This window comes from uncultured Bacteroides sp., from assembly GCF_902491285.1.
In the GTDB taxonomy this organism is placed as follows: domain Bacteria; phylum Bacteroidota; class Bacteroidia; order Bacteroidales; family Bacteroidaceae; genus Bacteroides.
In genome coordinates this window covers 1-18,352 of the sequence record NZ_CABUHK010000064.1, presented here as the reverse complement: position 1 = coordinate 18,352, position 18,352 = coordinate 1, and the positions used below count along the sequence as shown (strand labels likewise).

Here is an 18,352-nt window from a genome sequence, read left to right as displayed (position 1 = left end):
AAATGAAAAAAAGTCGGCAGGCCTTCATCAGACCTGCCGACTTTTATATTTCTGTATATACCACTCTCCGAACTTCAGGCTGACAGTTCGGATGACTCATCACTAAAACATAAGTACCCTGTTTGGGAATTGTTATAGTAAGTGAAGGTAACGCAAACTGATGCCTCCCTCTTAACTCACCTTGAGAATCATACAAGAACACCATTGTACCTACCAGCAAACCAGTCAGGCATAATGCTCCTGCTTCTTTGTCCAAATGGACATTCACTTCTTTATTTGTTATCGTCTCCATCCCCATACACTACACTTTTGTTCTCACTATTATATTTATCCACGCCCAAATTCCGTGAAATTATTAACAATGGCAAAGATACATAAAAAAGCATCATTATTTACAATATAAGTAGAAGATATTTATTTAAAGAAAAGATTACCCAATATATACTAATTTTTTCCTTAACAAACAAGCATTTATATAAAAGAAAAACATGATAACCACTCAGTGATTATCATGTTCTTTTAATCTCTTCAAACAGGCTACATCAATTATTCTCCTGCAGATGCCTCTTCTTCTTTAGCTTCCTCCGGTTTAAATTCCGTAATTCCATTAGAAATCAACAGATTATACCAAGTAATCAACTTCTTGATATCTGCTATATATACGCGGTCACGATCAAAGTTCGGCAATACTTCCGCCAAATATTCACGCAACTGCTCAGGTGTAGCTTTCTTTGGTTCAATGGAAGCCGTTGCCGATTGCTCTTTCTCCTTAATTGCTTCCAGTACATCGTACAAAGGAACTTCTGCGTCGTCTGTGTACATTGCTATATCTGCCAATGAAATAATTTTTTCATTACCATAAGCGGGGAAACGTTTCTTCTCAGCATTGATTGATTCGACAATCAACATATTTTTTCCTTGCGAAATAAGTTTGTACAATCCCGGTTTGCCGGAGATAGACAAGATAGTCTTCAACATAGTATATATACTTTTGTTTATTAATTATTTTTTGCGGGGCAAAGGTAATGATTATTTTTAGATAGCAAAGAAATAAGCTCTAAAACCTGTGGAATTAACGGTGTTTCATCATCATTCACAATCACAAAATCAGCATGACTCCTCTTAGCCTCATCGCTCATCTGAGCCTCGATACGTCTCATCACCAGTTCTCTTGATGAACAATCGCGCTTTATGGCACGCTCCACCCTTATTTCCAACGGCGCATAAACCACAACCAGAAAATCGACTTCGTCCTTAAAACCGGCTTCAATAAGAATGGCTGATTCCATGCCAACCAATGGTTTATTCTCCTGCCGGATACTCCAGTGGCGAAAATCTTCCTTCACTTGCGGATGAATGATTCCGTTCACTTCTTTTACATGCTCCGGATGACCGAACATATAAGATGCCAGCAAAGGACGGTTCAGTTCTCCATTCTGAAACACCTCCCGACCGACCAAGGCACAAAGCTCCCGCCGAATCACTTCATTGGTATTCGTGATACGCTTCGCTTCTATATCAGAAATATAAACAGGAATTCCCATTATTTCCAGCAACCTTGAAACTACACTTTTCCCGCTGCCGATGCCTCCGGTTATACCAATCTTAATCGCCATTAGAGGATACTTGTTCTATCAAAAAATCAACTTGTTCGGGCACAATACGTATTTGATTGATGCCGCTCGGAAATGATTTCAACTTGACCGTATATTTATCAGAGCCTAATTTAAGCAATTCCTCATAAGAAACATTAATCACAAAATCGCTCGCTTTTATACTGCGGAAACGCTTCAGCCCTACCTGAAAAGTAATCTGAACTTTTGAAGGAAAAGCACGCAATACTTTATCCGCCGGAAAATTAATCCCATACAACGGAACTTCCACTGTTTTCTCCGTATATATATCCACCGGAAACGTCACTTCAACCGAACCCGGCACAAACTTCACTCCTCTTTCCGAAGCCAAAGAAATTCTCCGGCGAGTGGTATCCGATATATTCTCCAGATTTATCTTCTGAGTATAAGCAGTGGTTATCGTATCCAAAATCCCCTCCGGAGCATAGACCAATACAGAGTCAGGACTACAAATCGTATCCGACACATAATATTGAAGTCCGGCAGTCACTTTTCCTTGAAGGCGGACAGGTACTAATTTGGATTTCCCTTCGGAATAAATATAATCCAATGTATCGGGTTTAATAGAAAGAATCTTGGAAGACACATTCAACTGACTCAATATCTTTTTCTCAAAATCAGATGCATAAATCTTCACATGATTATTCTTTCCTTTATAATCAAGAAAACTCAGATTTACCGGAAAGAAACTTTTTCCCAGCATATAATTAAGGAGAACAGTACCTTTATCCTTCACCCTGACACGAAGTTCGGAAGGAGGTTCCGAAGTCAGCACTACGTTATTGGGAAGGTCTTTAATCCGCACCGGAATAGAAAATTCCGCCTCATAATCATTATTCAATGTCTGAAGCAACCAAAATCCACCGGCTATCAGGAAGAAAAATAAAAAAATTAAGAACTCCCTGCTCTTATCACTGAGCAGAAAATCCTTAATTCTCTTAGATAGTTTTAAATACGTATACCTTATTTTCCTACGATCAAACATAGGCATTTCCTTACCAACTATTTACTTAGATTGATTGCTAGCCGCTGAAGCGTCTGCAAAAATAGAATTCTTATCTATTTTAATCTTCACGTTAGAAGCAATCTCAAGCACGATATAGTCGTCTGTAATTTCTTTGATTACTCCGTGAATACCACCGGCAGTAATCACATTCTGATTTACCTGCAGAGATTTACGGAAATTAGCGATTTCTTTTTGCTTCTTATTTTGAGGACGGATCATAAAGAAATACATGATAACAAACATTGCTATCAGCATGATCCACATCATACTTCCACCTCCGGCAGCACCAGCTGGAGCTTGCAATAATACAGTCAATACGTTCATAAATAATCAGTTTTAGTTTCTATTATATATACAAAGGTATCAGTTTTTGGCCAACTTACCTTCTTTTTTCAATTGATTAACTATTCCATCCAATGTTCCGTTGATAAAGCTACCGCTCTTGGCCGTGCTATATAACTTCGCAATTTCCACATATTCATTTAACGAAACACTGACCGGAATGTTCGGGAAACTTAAAATTTCTGCCAATGCCGTCTGCATAATAATAACATCCATAAATGCAATACGGTCCAAATCCCAGTTTTTTGTATTCTCACTTACCAAGTGGCGGTAATAGTCGGAATTCAGAATAGTACGCCGGAACAGACGACGCGCGAATTCCTGGTCTTCGTCATCCTTAAATTCAGGAAGCAGTTCCTGGTTTGCACCCTTCTTCTCGTCAAAGCGTTTGATTGTCTTCAATACGAATGTATCTACAATTTCCTTATCATCATTCCAATACAAACTCTGATCTTCCAATACTTGATCGAGAGAATCATTATTAAAGATATATGTCTTATAGATTTTTCTCCATAATTCACGATCTGCCTCATACGATTTGTCATCAGAAGCCATATACTCTTTATAGATATCGGTCTCCACAATTTTCTCGTAGAGCTCTTTTACGAAATCCTGGTCGTTCACCCAAGTTCTCTTCTGATTGGCTATAAACTCGGACAATTGCTTATTGACTTCCAACTGGGCAATAAACTTATTGTCCACAAACTTCGTGTTGGGATATAACTCTTTGGCTGTGGGTGCCAGTTTGGCTTTTGCCGCGTCAATGCGCTTTTGTGCATACTCTGTCAATGCTATCATCAGCATTAGCAAATAGTTGTAAAGGTCATACGCCTTTGAAAGACTAAAGAATAACTCTTTCTCCGCTGAGTCTAGATTTTTGCTGCCATTCTGATAATAGGCATATACTATCTGTATAATCTTAAGACGAATAAGAACTCTGTTGATCATAATTCAAATTAATACTGTTGTTATCGAACTGCAAAAGTAGATATTTTTAATGAGTTTCCACAAATAAATCACATTTTTTAATGCAGTATTTGATTCTCTGCGCTTTTTCTTTTGACAGTTTAAAAAAAATATCCAATTTTGAAGCCGATTATAAACAGATCGTAAGACATGGAAGATTTAAAAAAGAAAATGAGCGCAGACATGAATGACAAAGAGATTGTATTCTCCAAGTCTATCAAAGCAGGTAAACGCATCTACTACCTCGACGTAAAAAAGAATCGTAAAGATGAGATGTTCCTGGCTATTACAGAGAGTAAGAAAGTGATAACGGGAGAAGGTGATGATTCTCAGGTTAGTTTCGAGAAGCACAAAATCTTCTTATATCAAGAAGACTTCCAAAAGTTTATGGATGGACTGACAGAAGCTATCGGCTTTATCAGCCAGGCCCCCATGAACAACTACACCGGTCGCCTGAACCAGAAAACAGACGGAGAAAGGGAGCAAAAAGTTGCCGAAGAAGTACAAGAGGACAATTTAGAGAGCGAAATCAAGATTGACATCGATTTTTAAGAAAGTAAATCTTTGATTATTCAAAAAAAAGACGTACTTTTGCACCGCTTTTTTGCAACATCGTGTGATAATCCACATCGTGTGATGGTGAATTAAGCAAACTAACTTAATTTAGAGTAACACATTTTTTTAAAGAAATGAAATCAATTGAAGTAAAAGGAACTGCAAGAACTATTGCAGAACGCTCTTCAGAACAAGCAAGAGCTTTGAAAGAAATCCGTAAGAACGGTGGTGTACCTTGCGTACTTTACGGTGGTAATGAAGTTGTTCACTTCACTGTAACCAACGAAGGTCTTCGTAATCTGGTTTATACTCCGCACATCTACGTAGTAGACCTGGATATCGATGGTAAAAAAGTAAACGCTATCTTGAAAGACATTCAGTTCCACCCGGTAAAAGATACTATCCTGCACGTTGACTTCTATCAGATTGATGAAGCCAAACCTATCGTAATGGAAGTTCCTGTACAGTTGGAAGGTCTTGCAGAAGGTGTTAAGGCCGGTGGTAAATTGGCATTGCAGATGCGTAAGCTCAAAGTGAAAGCTCTGTACAATGTAATTCCTGAAAAACTGACTGTTAAAGTTTCTCACCTGGGACTGGGTAAGACTGTTAAAGTTGGCGAACTGAGCTTCGAAGGTCTTGAACTGATCAATGCTAAAGAAGCCGTTGTATGTGCTGTTAAGTTGACTCGTGCAGCAAGAGGTGCAGCAGCAGCCGCTGGCAAGTAATCTGAGATTATCCCTGTAAAAAGAGATATACTGCAAACGCAGATTAATGCAGATTAAAGCAGATATTCAGTCTGCATTAATTTGTATTAATCTGCGTTTCTCTTTCTATATTAACGAACTGTTTTACCGAAAAGCAATGATAAAATATTTAATTGTCGGATTGGGAAATATTGGCCCTGAGTATCACGAAACCCGGCATAATATCGGATTCATGACGGTAGAAGCATTGGCCAGAACCAATAATGCGCCTCCTTTCATCGACGGACGCTATGGATTCACCACCAGCTTCTCTGTCAAAGGACGACAGTTGACACTACTTAAACCGTCGACTTTTATGAACCTGAGCGGATTGGCTGTCCGTTACTGGATGCAGAAAGAAAACATTCCATTGGAGAACGTATTGATTGTAGTGGATGACTTGGCTCTTCCCTTCGGTACGTTACGCTTGAAAGGCAAAGGAAGTGATGCCGGACATAATGGATTGAAGCATATCGCCGCCACCTTAGGTACTCAAAACTATGCCCGTCTGCGTTTTGGCATCGGAAACGATTTTCCACGCGGCGGACAGATTGATTATGTACTCGGACACTTCACCGATGAAGACTGGAAAACCATGAGCGAAAGACTGGAAACGGCAGGAGAGATTATCAAGAGTTTCTGCCTGGCCGGCATTGACATCACGATGAACCAGTTCAACAAGAAATGAAGATAGTGGTTAATGATTAGTGATTAAAGATTAGCCTGTTAATCGCTTACCAACCACTACCCGTTAATCACTTATCACTAAATAACTAATCATTAATAAAAAAATGGCTGAAGCAAGAATAGATAAATGGATGTGGGCTGTCCGCATCTTCAAAACACGCACGATTGCAGCAGAAGCTTGCAAGAAAGGACGTGTCACCATAAATGGTTCCCTGGTCAAAGCAGCCCGCATGGTGAAACCGGGGGATGTCATTCAAGTGAAAAAGCCTCCCATCACCTACTCCTTCAAAGTATTGCAAGCGATAGAAAAGCGTATAGGCGCAAAGCTTGTACCGGAAATGATGGAAAATGTGACTACTCCAGACCAGTACGAACTATTAGAGATGAGCAAAATCAGCGGATTCATAGACCGTGCACGTGGAACAGGACGTCCTACCAAAAAAGACCGTCGGGAATTGGAAGAGTTTACCACTCCTGAATTTTTGGATGATTTCGACTTTGATTTCGATTTTGATAGTGAAGAATAGCAAATGGGAATCTGATTTAGACATAAGAGCAAAAGAACATAAAGGCTGCGCTTAGAAAATTATTTCTACTGTTCATTAAACTACTGCAGTTTCATCTTTTGTTCCTATGTCTAAAAAGAAATTATTCTGTCATCAAACAAAGTATCATTTACAGATACACTTTTACAGCATCAATCAACTCCTGATACTCTTCATCCGTCAAGTAGACTTTCCCCGGATTCATTTGGAATATGCCGCCATAATCAGGACCATCCACATATTTCGGTGCTAAGTGAAAATGCAAATGAGACAGTTTATCAGAATAAGCGCCATAATTTATCTTCTCCGGCTGGAAAGCCTTTTGCATGGCACGGGTAACACGTGCTACATCAGCCATAAAAGCATTACGGTCTTCATCACTCAATTCATTCAAATCATTCACATGATCCTTGTATGCAACAAGGCAACGCCCACGATATGTTTGTTCCTTAAACAGGAATACACGTGACACACTCAACTGCGCAATCTCAATCATCAGATTATGCAGCGTCTCATTATTCTGGCAATACAGACATTCTTTCGGATCGCTCTTCATGATATTATTATTTTAAGTTTTTACCGGCACAAAAATAAGGATTCCATTCTTATCCCACTTGTACTTTTTCGTTTTTTTGATTGACTAATTGGTACACATTCTCTTTTTCGCCTACTACCCAAACCACGTCACCTTCTTTGAGCGGTGCATTTACATCGGGAACCATCAATGTCCCGTCTTCACTTTCCACCCCAGCTATCATGCAATGATATTTATCCCGGATACCCGATTCACGAATAGTCTTACCCCAAAAAACAGAATCACTATCAATGATAAACTGCTTCAGAGCCATCTCACTCTTTTCATATACCTCCCAGTCTATCTTCGCCCCATTCTGCATCGCTTCATTGAATACATTCAATTGTTCATCCGTTCCTATCACCTGTATCTTATCCATCGGAAACAGACGTACAGAACCACCCGGAATATTTATCCGTCTTTTTCCCCGAAGAATGGAAGCGACATGAACGCCAAACTTCTTTCCCAGATTCAATTCCAACAATGTCTTACCCGCCCAGTTGGATTCTCCCGGAATTTCCATATCCGCAAGATGCAGGTCATGCGACAATAAACGTCCGGCGTATTCCGGCTTTTTCTCTCCCAGATATTCCGCACGTACATCTCTGGAACGAAGATTCTGAAAAAAACGACGCTCAATCAATATGGATTGCTTTTTCAAGCGGCGCGACCATACCATCAACAGCACAACAAGCACAGCAACTCCGATAACCAACCCGATAGACGCCTTGAACAAGCCGGAAATAACAAAAATGACAAAGAGCGCCGCTATCATAATACGGATAACGATTGTCGACACCAAAGGAGCACGATTAGCCCGGCTATCATGCCACAAAGTCATAAACTCCGCCGAATGATTTTTCTTCACCATAATAGCCCGTAAGAAAGGAGCAATACAAAGAATGATAAACACTGCTCCAAGCAACGACGCCCAAAAATGCGGCAGATTCTCCCTAAAGAAAGGTACGACAAAGCGGAAAGAAAGCGCGATAATCGATATACTGACAATAGAATAAACCACCGTAATGCGCACCATCGCCAATATCAGCTTCTTCCACAAATTCTCATGGTTGAGCGCAGTCTGCGACCCGGAAGAGTAGCGCATCAGAAGTTTCCGCCACGAAGCGGGAAGATGGGCATCCACAAAAGAAGAAGCGGGTTCGGCAAGGCGAATCATATAAGGAGTAAGAAAAGTAGTAATGACGGAAACCGCCACCACTATCGGATACAGAAAGTCGCTCGTCACATGCAAAGAGACTCCCAAAGATGCTATAATAAAGGCGAACTCACCAATCTGCGTCAAACTAAATCCGCACTGCATAGCTGTCTTCAAAGGTTTTCCGGAAAGTATCACTCCAAAAGTGCCGAAGACAGACTGTCCCAAAATGACAGCCAGAGTAATGACAATGATAGGTACGGCATATTCTATAATCATTGCAGGATCGACCATCATGCCCACCGACACGAAAAAGATAGCTCCAAACAAGTCTTTCACTGGTTTCACCAACCGGTCTATGGATTCCGCTTCAATTGTTTCTGCCAGGATAGAACCCATGATAAATGCGCCGAATGCAGCAGAGAATCCTGTATTGGCTGCCATCACCACCATACCGAAGCAAAGTGCCAGCGATACGATAAGCAAAGTCTCTTCCCCCATCAACTTGCGGCAACGTTTCAAAAATTCCGGAATCAGATAAATACCGACCACAAACCACAAGATAAGGAAGAATACTAATTTGCCGATACTCTCCAACATCTCCGTACCTTCAAAATTGTGGCTCACCGCCATAGTAGAAAGCATCACCATCAACACAATAGCGAGAATATCCTCCAAAATCAGGATACTCAGCACCAACCCGGTAAATTGCTTTTTCCTTAATCCAAGATCATCGAACGCCTTATAAATTATCGTAGTAGAAGACATCGCAATCATACCTCCCAGGAACAAACTATCCATCCGATGCCATCCGAAGCCCATACCTACGCCTATTCCCAGCAAAATCATACAGAAGATTATAGTACAGGCAGCAATAATAGCAGAACCGCCCACTTTGACAATCTTCTTAAAGCTAAATTCCAGTCCAAGAGCAAACAGCAGAAAGATGACACCTATATCCGCCCATGTTTTGATATTCGCGGCATCCATTACAGAAGGTGTATAAGGCATATGCGGACTTGCCAGAAAACCGGCAACAACATATCCCAAAACTAGAGGTTGCTTCAACTTCTTAAACAATAAAGTCATAATACCTGCACATATCAGTATCAGTGCAAGGTCGGCTATAAGAGTAGGTAATTGAGACATTATTTCATCGTATTTGATGACAAAATTATAATAAATCTACGGTATAAACAACATATTAACGGATATGTTTTATAATAGCCAGCATAAAATCAACCAGCCCCGGATAAGTTCCGACCTTATCCGGGGCTGAATCAAACAAGATGAATTCAAATCTTATTTTCTGAAAGGTGGTTTTACTATTACTGCTTTTAATTTCCGTCCGCGCATGTCAATACAGATTTCCATACCCGGCTTGCTATATTCAGGCTTCACATATCCCATACCGATACCGATTTTGCGGGTAGGCGACATAGTCCCCGAAGTCACTACTCCAATCTTCTCCCCTTCCGGATTTACGAGTTCATAGCCATGACGAGGAATTCCCCGGTCAATCATTTCAAAACCGACCAACTTGCGGGTAGTTCCCTCCGCTTTCTGTTTCTCCAGCATGGGGCGGTTGATAAAATCCTTACCTTCTACAAACTTGGTAATCCATCCCAATCCGGCTTCTATCGGAGAAGTCGTGTCATCCAAATCATTACCGTACAGACAGAATCCCATTTCCAATCGGAGTGTATCACGAGCCCCCAAGCCGATAGGCTTGATACCAAACTCTTCCCCCGCTTCGAAAACAGCCTTCCAGATAGTGTCGGCAGCATCCGGATAGAAATAAAGTTCGAAACCACCTGCCCCTGTATACCCCGTATTGGAGATAATAACATTCTCTACGCCCGCAAACTTCCCTACTTTAAACGTATAATACGGAATAGCGGACAAATCAATATCCGTCAATTTCTGCAAAGCAAGAATTGCTTTCGGACCTTGCACGGCAAGCTGACCGATATTATCAGAAGAGTTTTCCAGCTCCGCACCTTCCGTATTATGGGAAACGCACCAGTTCCAGTCTTTCTCCATATTGGCAGCGTTGACTACCAACATATATTTTTCCGGTTCATACTGATACACCAGCAAGTCATCTACAATACCGCCTTCTTCATTAGGAAAACAAGTATATTGTATCTTGCCCGGAGTAAGCGCCGCCACATTATTGGAAGTCACTTTTTGAAGAAAGGTCAATGCATTCGGACCTTTCACCCAAAATTCTCCCATATGGGACACATCAAACACACCGACATTCTGGCAAACCGTGAGATGTTCGTCAATGATGCCAGAGTATTCAATAGGCATATTATAACCTGCAAATTCATGCATTTTAGCACCGAGTGCTATGTGCTTCTCTGTAAACGGAGTGGTTTTCATATTCTTTTTAAGTATTAAGTTTTAAGTATTAGCGATACCTGACTACGAAATCTTATCTGGAAGCCACCAGTTCGGCAATCTTCACAATGACTTTCATAGCCTTTTCCATATTCTGAACAGGAACGAATTCATAACGTCCGTGGAAATTCAACCCACCGGCAAAGATATTCGGACAAGGCAACCCTTTGAAAGAAAGTTGCGCACCGTCCGTACCACCACGAATCGGTTTCACGTTCGGCTTCACGCCAACAGCTTCCATTGCGGCAAAAGCAGTATCGATGATATGCATTACCGGTTCTATCTTCTCACGCATATTATAATATTGGTCGCGCAGTTCGAGAGTTACCGTACCTGCCCCATATTCCGCATTCATCTGAGCAACCAGACGTTCCATTTCTTTCTTACGGTCTTCAAATTTTGCACGGTCATGGTCGCGGATGATATAAGAAACAGTGCTTTGCTCCACTTCACCCTGGATACCTATCAGATGATAAAAACCTTCATATCCGGTAGTATGTTCCGGTCTTTCCTGTGCAGGCAGCATAGTGATAAACCGATTGGCAAGATAGATAGAATTAATCATCTTGTCCTTGGCATATCCCGGATGCACATTACGTCCCTTAAAGGTAATCTTAGCGGCAGCAGCATTGAAGTTTTCAAACTCCAGCTCCCCTACTTCACCACCATCCATTGTATATCCCCACTCACAGCCGAATTTCTCTACATCGAACTTATGAGCACCCTCACCGATTTCTTCGTCCGGATTGAAACCGATACGGATCTTTCCATGTTTGATTTCGGGATGTTCCTTCAGATAAACCACTGCCGATATGATTTCTGCAATACCTGCTTTATCGTCAGCACCAAGCAAAGTCTTTCCGTTGGTAACAATCAAATCTTCCCCCTTATGCTCCAGCAATTCCGGAAATTGTACAGGAGAAAGGATTATATTCTCTTCAGCACAAAGCACGATATCCGAACCGTCGTACTTTTCGACAATGCGCGGGGTTACATCCTTACCGCTCATATCGGGACTAGTATCCATATGAGCGATAAATCCGACAGTCGGCACTTCCTTATCTATATTGGCGGGAAGCGTGGCAAAAAGATAGCCATGCTCATCCAAAGTAATATCTTCCAATCCCAAAGATTCCAGTTCCGCTTTCAGATATTCGGCGAATATCATCTGTTTCGGAGTACTGGGAGTAAGCCCTGTCGATTCGTCAGATTGCGTATCGAAGCTTACGTACTTTAAAAATCTGTCTACTAAAGTCATTTTATTTACGATTTAACGATTTACTACTTACTATTTGATAGTTTACAATGCCGTAAAGGTAAAAAAAGAGCCGTGAATTACAAAGCAATTCACGGCTCTTTTTTATTGTATAATCTTTTTTAAAAGTGGCTACTGCCATCAAAGCAATGTGTACACACTTTACATTTGGGCAATCCGATAGCTTCAATCAGTGTTTCCAGCGTATTGAACTTCAAAGAAGACAGGCCGAAACGTTCGGCAATGATACTGACCATCTTTTCATATTCGGGAGAACCGGTAGTGGCATATTTCTCCAGATTCTTATTTTCGTCACCTTCCAGTTCCTTGATAATGCGGCGGGTTATCAATTCCAGCGCATTCTTGGAAGCAGAGAATCCCACAAACGGGCAAGCATAAATCAACGGTGGACAAGCGATACGCATATGCACCTCTTTTGCTCCATAATCATACAAAATCTTCACATTGTCACGTAGCTGCGTACCGCGGACGATTGAATCGTCACAGAACAACAGACGTTTTCCCTGAAGCATCGCACGGTTCGGAATCAATTTCATCTTAGCGACCAGCGAACGCATTTCCTGGTTGCTGGGTGTAAAACTGCGAGGCCATGTCGGTGTATATTTGGAGATGGCACGGTGATAGGGAACTCCCTTACCTTCCGCATATCCTAAAGCCATACCTACTCCCGAATCAGGGATACCACAGGCGCAATCAACTTCCGACTTATCCGTCTGCCCCATCTTCAATCCGCTTGTGAAACGGACTTCTTCTACATTCTTACCCTCATAGCAAGAAGTCGGGAAACCGTAATATACCCATAGGAACGAACAAATCTGCATATCCTCATTCGGTTCACGAAGCTGCTCGATATGATCGTCATACATACGGACTATTTCACCGGGACCTAAATACTTCTCAATCTCATAATCCAAATTCGGGAAACTGGATGATTCGCTTGTTGCCGCATAAGCACCGTCCTTCTTACCGATTACAATGGGAGTACGCCCCCATTGGTCACGTGCGGCAATGATACTTCCGTCTTCCGTCAGAATAAGCATGGAACAAGAACCTTTGATGTGCTTGAACACATTTTCGATGCCTTCAACAAAGTTTCTGCCTTGTATAAGAAGCAATGCGATAAGTTCCGTTTGATTGGTGCTGCTCGAACTAAGTTCGGCGAAGTGCATATTCTGATTGAGGAGTTCGTCTTCCAGTTGCTGGATATTGACTATTTTTGCGACGGTGATAATGGCGAAGCGCCCGAGGTGAGAGTTGATAATAATAGGTTGTGCATCTGTGTCACTGATGATGCCGATGCCGGCGTTTCCTTTAAACTTGTCCAGTTCTCCTTCGAACTTGGTTCGGAAGTAAGTACTTTCCAAATTGTGAATGGAACGGATAAACCCTTTTTCCTTACTATATGTAGCGAGTCCGCCCCGCTTCGTACCCAGATGTGAGTTATAATCTGTGCCGTAGAATAAATCAGTCACGCAACTAGTTTTCGAGACTGTTCCGAAAAAACCTCCCATGTCGTTCTCTTTATTGATGATGTTTTAAAAAAGATGCGCAAAAGTACAAAAAAGAATCCGTCTGATAAAAAAAGAGCCCCGCAAAGTTTTAGATTTCTTCGCGGGACAACAACTAATTTTTATTAAAAAAGGTGGTTTCGAAAAACAATCCTCTTACCTGAATCTTATTTCCATTTCTTTATTATCCTCTTGTCGCCCGGAGTTGTCCCAATCAAACTCAATGCAAATCCACCGCTACGGGCGAGTTTCGCGGAGATTCGGTTTCCCGCGGTTACAATTCCTCTCTTTATTTGATAAAAAGTCGGATTCCTTTCATAGCCAGCATCTTTACCATCTTCATAAAGTGTAGCCACATACTGTTTCCCCGGTTCGAGGAAGTCGAGTACAAAAGTAGAAGTTTTAGTGTCTGCCAAAGCAAGTCCATTCATTAACCCCGGATCATTTTTCATTTCCAGTCCCAGTGAAGAAAAAAATATAGTAGTCTTGTCGAATAAAGCAGAATAATTACATTCACATATCACTGTTTCTTCTTATATTTGCGAGTAATTACTTATTTTCTAAAAATAGCACATTTTATATTATTCAAGTTATGGCACAACACCTTAAATCCACCCTCTTATTCGTATTCACACTGTCCGCTTGTCATATATCCGCCCAGTCCTTACGAAAATTAATGGAACAACCATTCGGAATCATCGAATCAAAATGGGAAACAAATGTACAAGGCGGCAGGGAACTCAATTACTATAACAAAGATTATTGCGACTATTATCTATATCGCATGAACGACCGTTCCTACAATCTGACTCCCGGGAAAAATACAATATTCAAAATAGAAAAGAACACACCGTTCGAGAATCCGTTCAAAAGTTCATCCACTTACAGATACTACCGCGGCAAGTTCCCCAAAGATTTCCAAATCAACACTCCTTATGCCCTCCCCGTGAAGGACGGACAAAAGACAGGTTGGCAAACCGACCCGCGAGAACCTCTAAAAACACTCAACTTCCGTATAAAAGAAGGCGATACCATTTATGCAACCCGCAGCGGAATAGCCTGTACGACAGCCAATCCACGGCAACTGCTAATCTATCATCCCGACCAGACGTTTGCGGCTTATCTCGTGATGAACGAAAATTTCATTCAACCGGGCGAGGAAGTACAAGTAGGACAACCCGTCGGAAAAGCCGGATCTTCAAGAGTTTCCATCTCATTTTTCTTTCTGGATGAGAACAAGTTCAAAGGCGGAGAATCCTCGGGGTATCCTTACTCCCACTTTGCTCCGGTATTCCGTACAACAGAAGGAGACATCAAGCTCAAAGAAAAGACAATCTATCAGGCTGTCATCGACGATGAACTTATCACACAGGATATGACCAAACGCGACAAAAAGAAATATATGAAACATAAAAACCAGAAATAACAGCAACATCATCATGCGCACACTTTCTCTTCTCTTTTCTTTTTTGTTCTTTTGCAGTTTGCTCGATGCACAGACTGTACAAATTGAATATGCCGGCGACCCGCTTCCCGAGAAAGACCGGCGGAATATCGAGCAATTCATCAGTTATGAAGTCAATTTCTACACACAATTCGGACTGCCCGATACGCTGACCCTTCAACTGCATGTATTCGAGGATAAAAAAGAGGCTATGGAGTACCTTGAAAGCGTAAACATATCCCTGCCATTCAAAGCGGCAGGCATATATTCGCCCAAACTGCAGAAGGCAATCATACTGGGACGGGAGAAAGGACGGGAAAGAAGCCTTGCCATTATTTATCACGAACTTAGCCACCACTTTGTCCGGCAAATTCTTGGCAGATTTCCTCCCAGTTGGCTCAACGAAGGACTGTCAGAATACTTCGAGCATTGCAAGATAACGAAGAAGGGTCTCCGCCACACCTTCACCGAATATGAGCAAGGGAGAATCCGCACGATGTATATGTTGGGAGAAATCGATCTCCCTACATTTATGAATAGCGGATACGGCAAGTTTATGAAACGGCAGGCAACCGACGAGCAATATTCATATATTCTCGCACACGCACTTGTCACATTCTGGATAGAAACAGTCCCCAGAGATATATTGAAGAAGTTCATCGCTTCCCTGCAAAACAAAGACGACCTGTCGACTGTTTCCGAACAGATAGACTACGTCTACCCCGGCGGCTTCCGGCAATTCGAAAAAGATTTTGAAGCGGCCTACAAATAATGCAAATGTTAAAACCAAATGAGTAAAGAAATCATCTATATCTTTATCGGCGGCGGCACCGGCAGCGCGTTGCGCTATTGCGTCCAGTTGTTTATGCACGAGCGGATTGTGCCTTATCATTTCCCATGGGCGACGTTCACCGTCAATCTTCTCGGCAGTTTTCTTATCGGCCTGTTTTATGCACTTTCGGAACGGTTTCACCTTCCTTTCGAAGTACGCCTGTTCTTGACAACGGGACTGTGCGGTGGCTTTACTACCTTCTCTACGTTCTCCAGTGACGGCATAGGTCTGCTGAAAGGAGAATTTTACGGGACATTCATTCTATATACCTTATTAAGTATAGGAATAGGGCTGGCTGCCGCACTGGGTGGCGGATATATGGGAAAGCAAATTTAAATATCCGAATATAAAAGCTATCTTTGCGGCATGATAAAAAGAAACTCTGCAAAACCCGTCCGCGTAGTCCCTCCCATGATGGAAGAACAGGAAATCAGTATGCGCACCTTAGAGGAATGGCTCGACAGAGAAGAAACAGTATCCCATCTTCTGTTCCGTAAAGGAAGAGAGGAAGGTATCGACAAATCTTACAAGAGCTTCAAGAACTGCACATTTCAGCATCAGACATTCAGCGAGTGCAAGTTCCGCTCTTCCCAACTGACCGATGTGCGTTTCGAGAATTGCGATTTATCAAACATATCCTTTTCCGGAAGCGCTCTTTACCGGGTAGAGTTTGTCTCTTGCAAACTATTAGGAACCAATTTGTCCGAGACAACCATGAACCACGTCCTGCTGCACGACTGCAATGCAGGATATATCAACCTCGCCATGAGCAAAATGAATCAGGTACGCTTTGCACACAGCCTGCTTCGGAACGGGAGTCTGAACGACTGCCGCTTTTCATCAGTAGCTTTTGACAATTGCGACCTGGTGGAAGCTGACTTTTCGCACGCTCCGCTTCGCGGAATAGACTTGCGCACTTCCCGTATCAGTGGAATCACGCTCAATATTAGCGACCTGAAAGGAGCTGTCATTACCTCCGTGCAAGCAATGGATCTGCTTCCACTGCTAGGTGTTATTATCGAAGATTAAAATCCTGCCAAATTCGTTTCATTATACTCAAACAAAAAGCATCGTCCCGTTGTTATATAATAAGGTCGGACTAACGACATATAGGGAACAGGTATAAAAAGAATACCTATTTATAGTGATTTTCCACTCGCCGTCAAGTCCGTACTTTTGCAGAAATCTTATTCAAAAACAATAGAAACGATGAAAATTGAAAAAATTGTAGCTCGAGAAATTCTCGATTCAAGAGGTAACCCCACAGTAGAAGTTGACGTAGTATTGGAATCAGGCATCATGGGACGCGCATCAGTGCCGTCGGGTGCTTCCACAGGTGAACACGAAGCATTGGAGCTTCGCGACGGTGACAAACAACGCTATGGTGGAAAAGGTGTACAAAAAGCGGTTGACAATGTAAATAAAATCATTGCTCCGAAGTTGGTCGGAATGTCTTCACTCAATCAGAGAGGAATCGACTACGCAATGTTGGCACTGGATGGCACTAAGACTAAATCAAACTTAGGCGCCAACGCTATCCTCGGCGTATCTCTTGCCGTAGCCAAAGCTGCCGCCAATTATCTGGATCTTCCTTTATACCGCTATATCGGTGGAACAAATACCTATGTAATGCCCGTACCGATGATGAACATTATCAACGGCGGTTCACATAGCGATGCTCCTATCGCATTCCAGGAATTTATGATTCGCCCGGTAGGTGCTCCTTCTTTCAGAGAAGGTTTGCGTATGGGCGCTGAAGTATTCCATGCATTGAAGAAAGTTCTGAAAGACCGTGGCCTTAGCACTGCCGTAGGTGACGAAGGTGGTTTCGCTCCTAACTTGGAAGGTACGGAAGACGCCCTGAACTCTATCCTTGCCGCTATCAAAGCAGCAGGTTACGAACCGGGCAAAGACGTAATGATCGGTATGGACTGCGCTTCTTCCGAATTCTACCACGACGGTATTTACGACTACACCAAATTTGAAGGCGAGAAAGGCAAGAAACGTACCGCCGAAGAGCAAATCAACTACTTGGAAGAACTAATCAACAAATATCCTATCGACTCTATCGAAGACGGTATGAGCGAAAACGACTGGGACGGCTGGAAGAAACTGACCGAACGCATCGGCAACCGCTGCCAGTTGGTAGGTGACGACCTGTTCGTGACAAACGTTGATTTCCTTGCAATGGGTATCGAAAAAGGTTGTGCCAACTCTATCCTGATTAAAGTAAACCAGATCGGTTCACTGACAGAAACCTTGAATGCTATCGAAATGGCTCACCGCCACGGCTATACTACCGTTACTTCCCACCGTTCCGGTGAAACGGAAGACGCTACTATCGCCGACATCGCAGTAGCTACCAACAGCGGACAAATCAAAACTGGTTCTTTGAGCCGTTCGGATCGTATGGCTAAGTACAATCAGTTACTCCGCATTGAAGAAGAGCTTGGCGATTTGGCAGTATATGGATATAAGAGAATTAAGTAAATAGATTCTTATAATAAAGATGAGAGAGGGTGGATACGTTCAACAGGCAGCCACCCTCTATTTATAAGGAATACACTATCTTAAAGAAGCCAAGCAGTAAACTTAAAAATATTATAGTGGCTCAGTCTGAAAACTTGGGGGATTGCGTTAAAATTCTTATTTTTGCATCATGAAAACATCCTCTTCCC

20 protein-coding genes and 1 pseudogene are annotated in these 18,352 nt (G+C 42.1%); 9 read left to right on the top strand and 12 right to left on the bottom strand.

Features of this window, described 5'->3' with window-relative positions; translation table 11 throughout:
- Positions 1-43: 43 nt before the first annotated feature.
- The 6 genes from RDN93_RS15645 to nusB form a co-directional block, all read right to left on the bottom strand.
- The gene (locus RDN93_RS15645; protein ID WP_308746394.1) at positions 44-292 is read right to left on the bottom strand and encodes a hypothetical protein; all 249 of its coding nucleotides are present in this window, start codon (positions 290-292) and stop codon (positions 44-46) included.
- 254 nt (positions 293-546) lie between these two features.
- The gene (locus tag RDN93_RS15640; RefSeq protein WP_308746377.1) at positions 547-978 is read right to left on the bottom strand and encodes a DUF5606 domain-containing protein; all 432 of its coding nucleotides are present in this window, start codon (positions 976-978) and stop codon (positions 547-549) included.
- 20 nt (positions 979-998) lie between these two features.
- Positions 999-1,616 (bottom strand): dephospho-CoA kinase, encoded by a 618-nt coding sequence (coaE, locus tag RDN93_RS15635; protein WP_308746376.1) that lies wholly within the window; start codon positions 1,614-1,616, stop codon positions 999-1,001.
- Positions 1,606-2,619, bottom strand: coding sequence for a YbbR-like domain-containing protein (locus tag RDN93_RS15630; protein ID WP_308746375.1), 1,014 nt, complete (start codon positions 2,617-2,619; stop codon positions 1,606-1,608). The genes coaE and RDN93_RS15630 overlap by 11 nt, the downstream gene beginning before the upstream one ends.
- A gap of 21 nt (positions 2,620-2,640) precedes the next feature.
- Positions 2,641-2,964 carry a preprotein translocase subunit YajC gene (yajC, locus tag RDN93_RS15625; protein ID WP_308746374.1) on the bottom strand — a complete coding sequence of 108 codons (324 nt, stop codon included), beginning with the start codon at positions 2,962-2,964 and terminating at the stop codon, positions 2,641-2,643.
- A gap of 39 nt (positions 2,965-3,003) precedes the next feature.
- Positions 3,004-3,930, bottom strand: coding sequence for a transcription antitermination factor NusB (gene nusB / locus RDN93_RS15620; RefSeq protein ID WP_308746373.1), 927 nt, complete (start codon positions 3,928-3,930; stop codon positions 3,004-3,006).
- A 168-nt stretch (positions 3,931-4,098) separates the two neighbouring features.
- Between nusB and RDN93_RS15615 the strand changes: the two genes are divergently transcribed.
- The 4 genes from RDN93_RS15615 (at position 4,099) to RDN93_RS15600 (ending at position 6,460) form a co-directional block, all read left to right on the top strand.
- Positions 4,099-4,500 carry a PUR family DNA/RNA-binding protein gene (locus tag RDN93_RS15615; RefSeq protein WP_308746372.1) on the top strand — a complete coding sequence of 134 codons (402 nt, stop codon included), beginning with the start codon at positions 4,099-4,101 and terminating at the stop codon, positions 4,498-4,500.
- A gap of 137 nt (positions 4,501-4,637) precedes the next feature.
- Positions 4,638-5,228, top strand: a complete 591-nt coding sequence (locus RDN93_RS15610; RefSeq protein WP_308746371.1) for a 50S ribosomal protein L25/general stress protein Ctc — start codon at positions 4,638-4,640, stop codon at positions 5,226-5,228.
- Positions 5,229-5,367: 139 nt separating this feature from the next.
- On the top strand, positions 5,368-5,934 hold the full coding sequence (gene pth / locus RDN93_RS15605; protein ID WP_308746393.1) for an aminoacyl-tRNA hydrolase: 567 nt from the start codon (positions 5,368-5,370) through the stop codon (positions 5,932-5,934).
- 103 nt (positions 5,935-6,037) lie between these two features.
- Positions 6,038-6,460, top strand: coding sequence for an RNA-binding S4 domain-containing protein (locus tag RDN93_RS15600; protein WP_175630020.1), 423 nt, complete (start codon positions 6,038-6,040; stop codon positions 6,458-6,460).
- A gap of 148 nt (positions 6,461-6,608) precedes the next feature.
- On the opposite strand, the gene RDN93_RS15595 is transcribed toward RDN93_RS15600, so the two are convergent.
- The 6 genes and pseudogenes from RDN93_RS15595 to RDN93_RS15570 form a co-directional block, all read right to left on the bottom strand.
- Positions 6,609-7,034 (bottom strand): HIT family protein, encoded by a 426-nt coding sequence (locus RDN93_RS15595; RefSeq protein ID WP_308746370.1) that lies wholly within the window; start codon positions 7,032-7,034, stop codon positions 6,609-6,611.
- Positions 7,035-7,083: 49 nt separating this feature from the next.
- Positions 7,084-9,357 carry a cation:proton antiporter gene (locus RDN93_RS15590; RefSeq protein ID WP_308746369.1) on the bottom strand — a complete coding sequence of 758 codons (2,274 nt, stop codon included), beginning with the start codon at positions 9,355-9,357 and terminating at the stop codon, positions 7,084-7,086.
- A gap of 153 nt (positions 9,358-9,510) precedes the next feature.
- On the bottom strand, positions 9,511-10,596 hold the full coding sequence (gcvT, locus tag RDN93_RS15585) for a glycine cleavage system aminomethyltransferase GcvT (protein WP_308746368.1): 1,086 nt from the start codon (positions 10,594-10,596) through the stop codon (positions 9,511-9,513).
- A gap of 52 nt (positions 10,597-10,648) precedes the next feature.
- Positions 10,649-11,872, bottom strand: coding sequence for a peptidase T (pepT, locus tag RDN93_RS15580; protein ID WP_308746367.1), 1,224 nt, complete (start codon positions 11,870-11,872; stop codon positions 10,649-10,651).
- A gap of 119 nt (positions 11,873-11,991) precedes the next feature.
- Complete coding sequence (locus RDN93_RS15575) at positions 11,992-13,401, bottom strand: amidophosphoribosyltransferase (RefSeq protein ID WP_308746366.1); 1,410 nt, start codon at positions 13,399-13,401, stop codon at positions 11,992-11,994.
- Positions 13,402-13,565: 164 nt separating this feature from the next.
- Positions 13,566-13,799 (bottom strand): annotated as a pseudogene (locus RDN93_RS15570) (glycoside hydrolase family 97 C-terminal domain-containing protein); the annotation flags it as partial.
- 191 nt (positions 13,800-13,990) lie between these two features.
- Between RDN93_RS15570 and RDN93_RS15565 the strand changes: the two are divergent.
- From RDN93_RS15565 to eno, 5 genes are all read left to right on the top strand, one after another.
- Complete coding sequence (locus RDN93_RS15565; protein WP_308746365.1) at positions 13,991-14,824, top strand: M23 family peptidase; 834 nt, start codon at positions 13,991-13,993, stop codon at positions 14,822-14,824.
- 13 nt (positions 14,825-14,837) lie between these two features.
- Positions 14,838-15,614, top strand: coding sequence for a hypothetical protein (locus tag RDN93_RS15560; protein ID WP_308746364.1), 777 nt, complete (start codon positions 14,838-14,840; stop codon positions 15,612-15,614).
- A gap of 18 nt (positions 15,615-15,632) precedes the next feature.
- Positions 15,633-16,010 carry a fluoride efflux transporter CrcB gene (crcB, locus tag RDN93_RS15555; protein WP_308746363.1) on the top strand — a complete coding sequence of 126 codons (378 nt, stop codon included), beginning with the start codon at positions 15,633-15,635 and terminating at the stop codon, positions 16,008-16,010.
- Positions 16,011-16,040: 30 nt separating this feature from the next.
- Positions 16,041-16,703: a pentapeptide repeat-containing protein gene (locus RDN93_RS15550; protein WP_308746362.1), complete on the top strand. Its 663-nt coding sequence runs from the start codon at positions 16,041-16,043 to the stop codon at positions 16,701-16,703.
- Positions 16,704-16,883: 180 nt separating this feature from the next.
- Positions 16,884-18,164, top strand: a complete 1,281-nt coding sequence (gene eno, locus RDN93_RS15545) for a phosphopyruvate hydratase (protein WP_308746361.1) — start codon at positions 16,884-16,886, stop codon at positions 18,162-18,164.
- Positions 18,165-18,352: the final 188 nt, after the last annotated feature.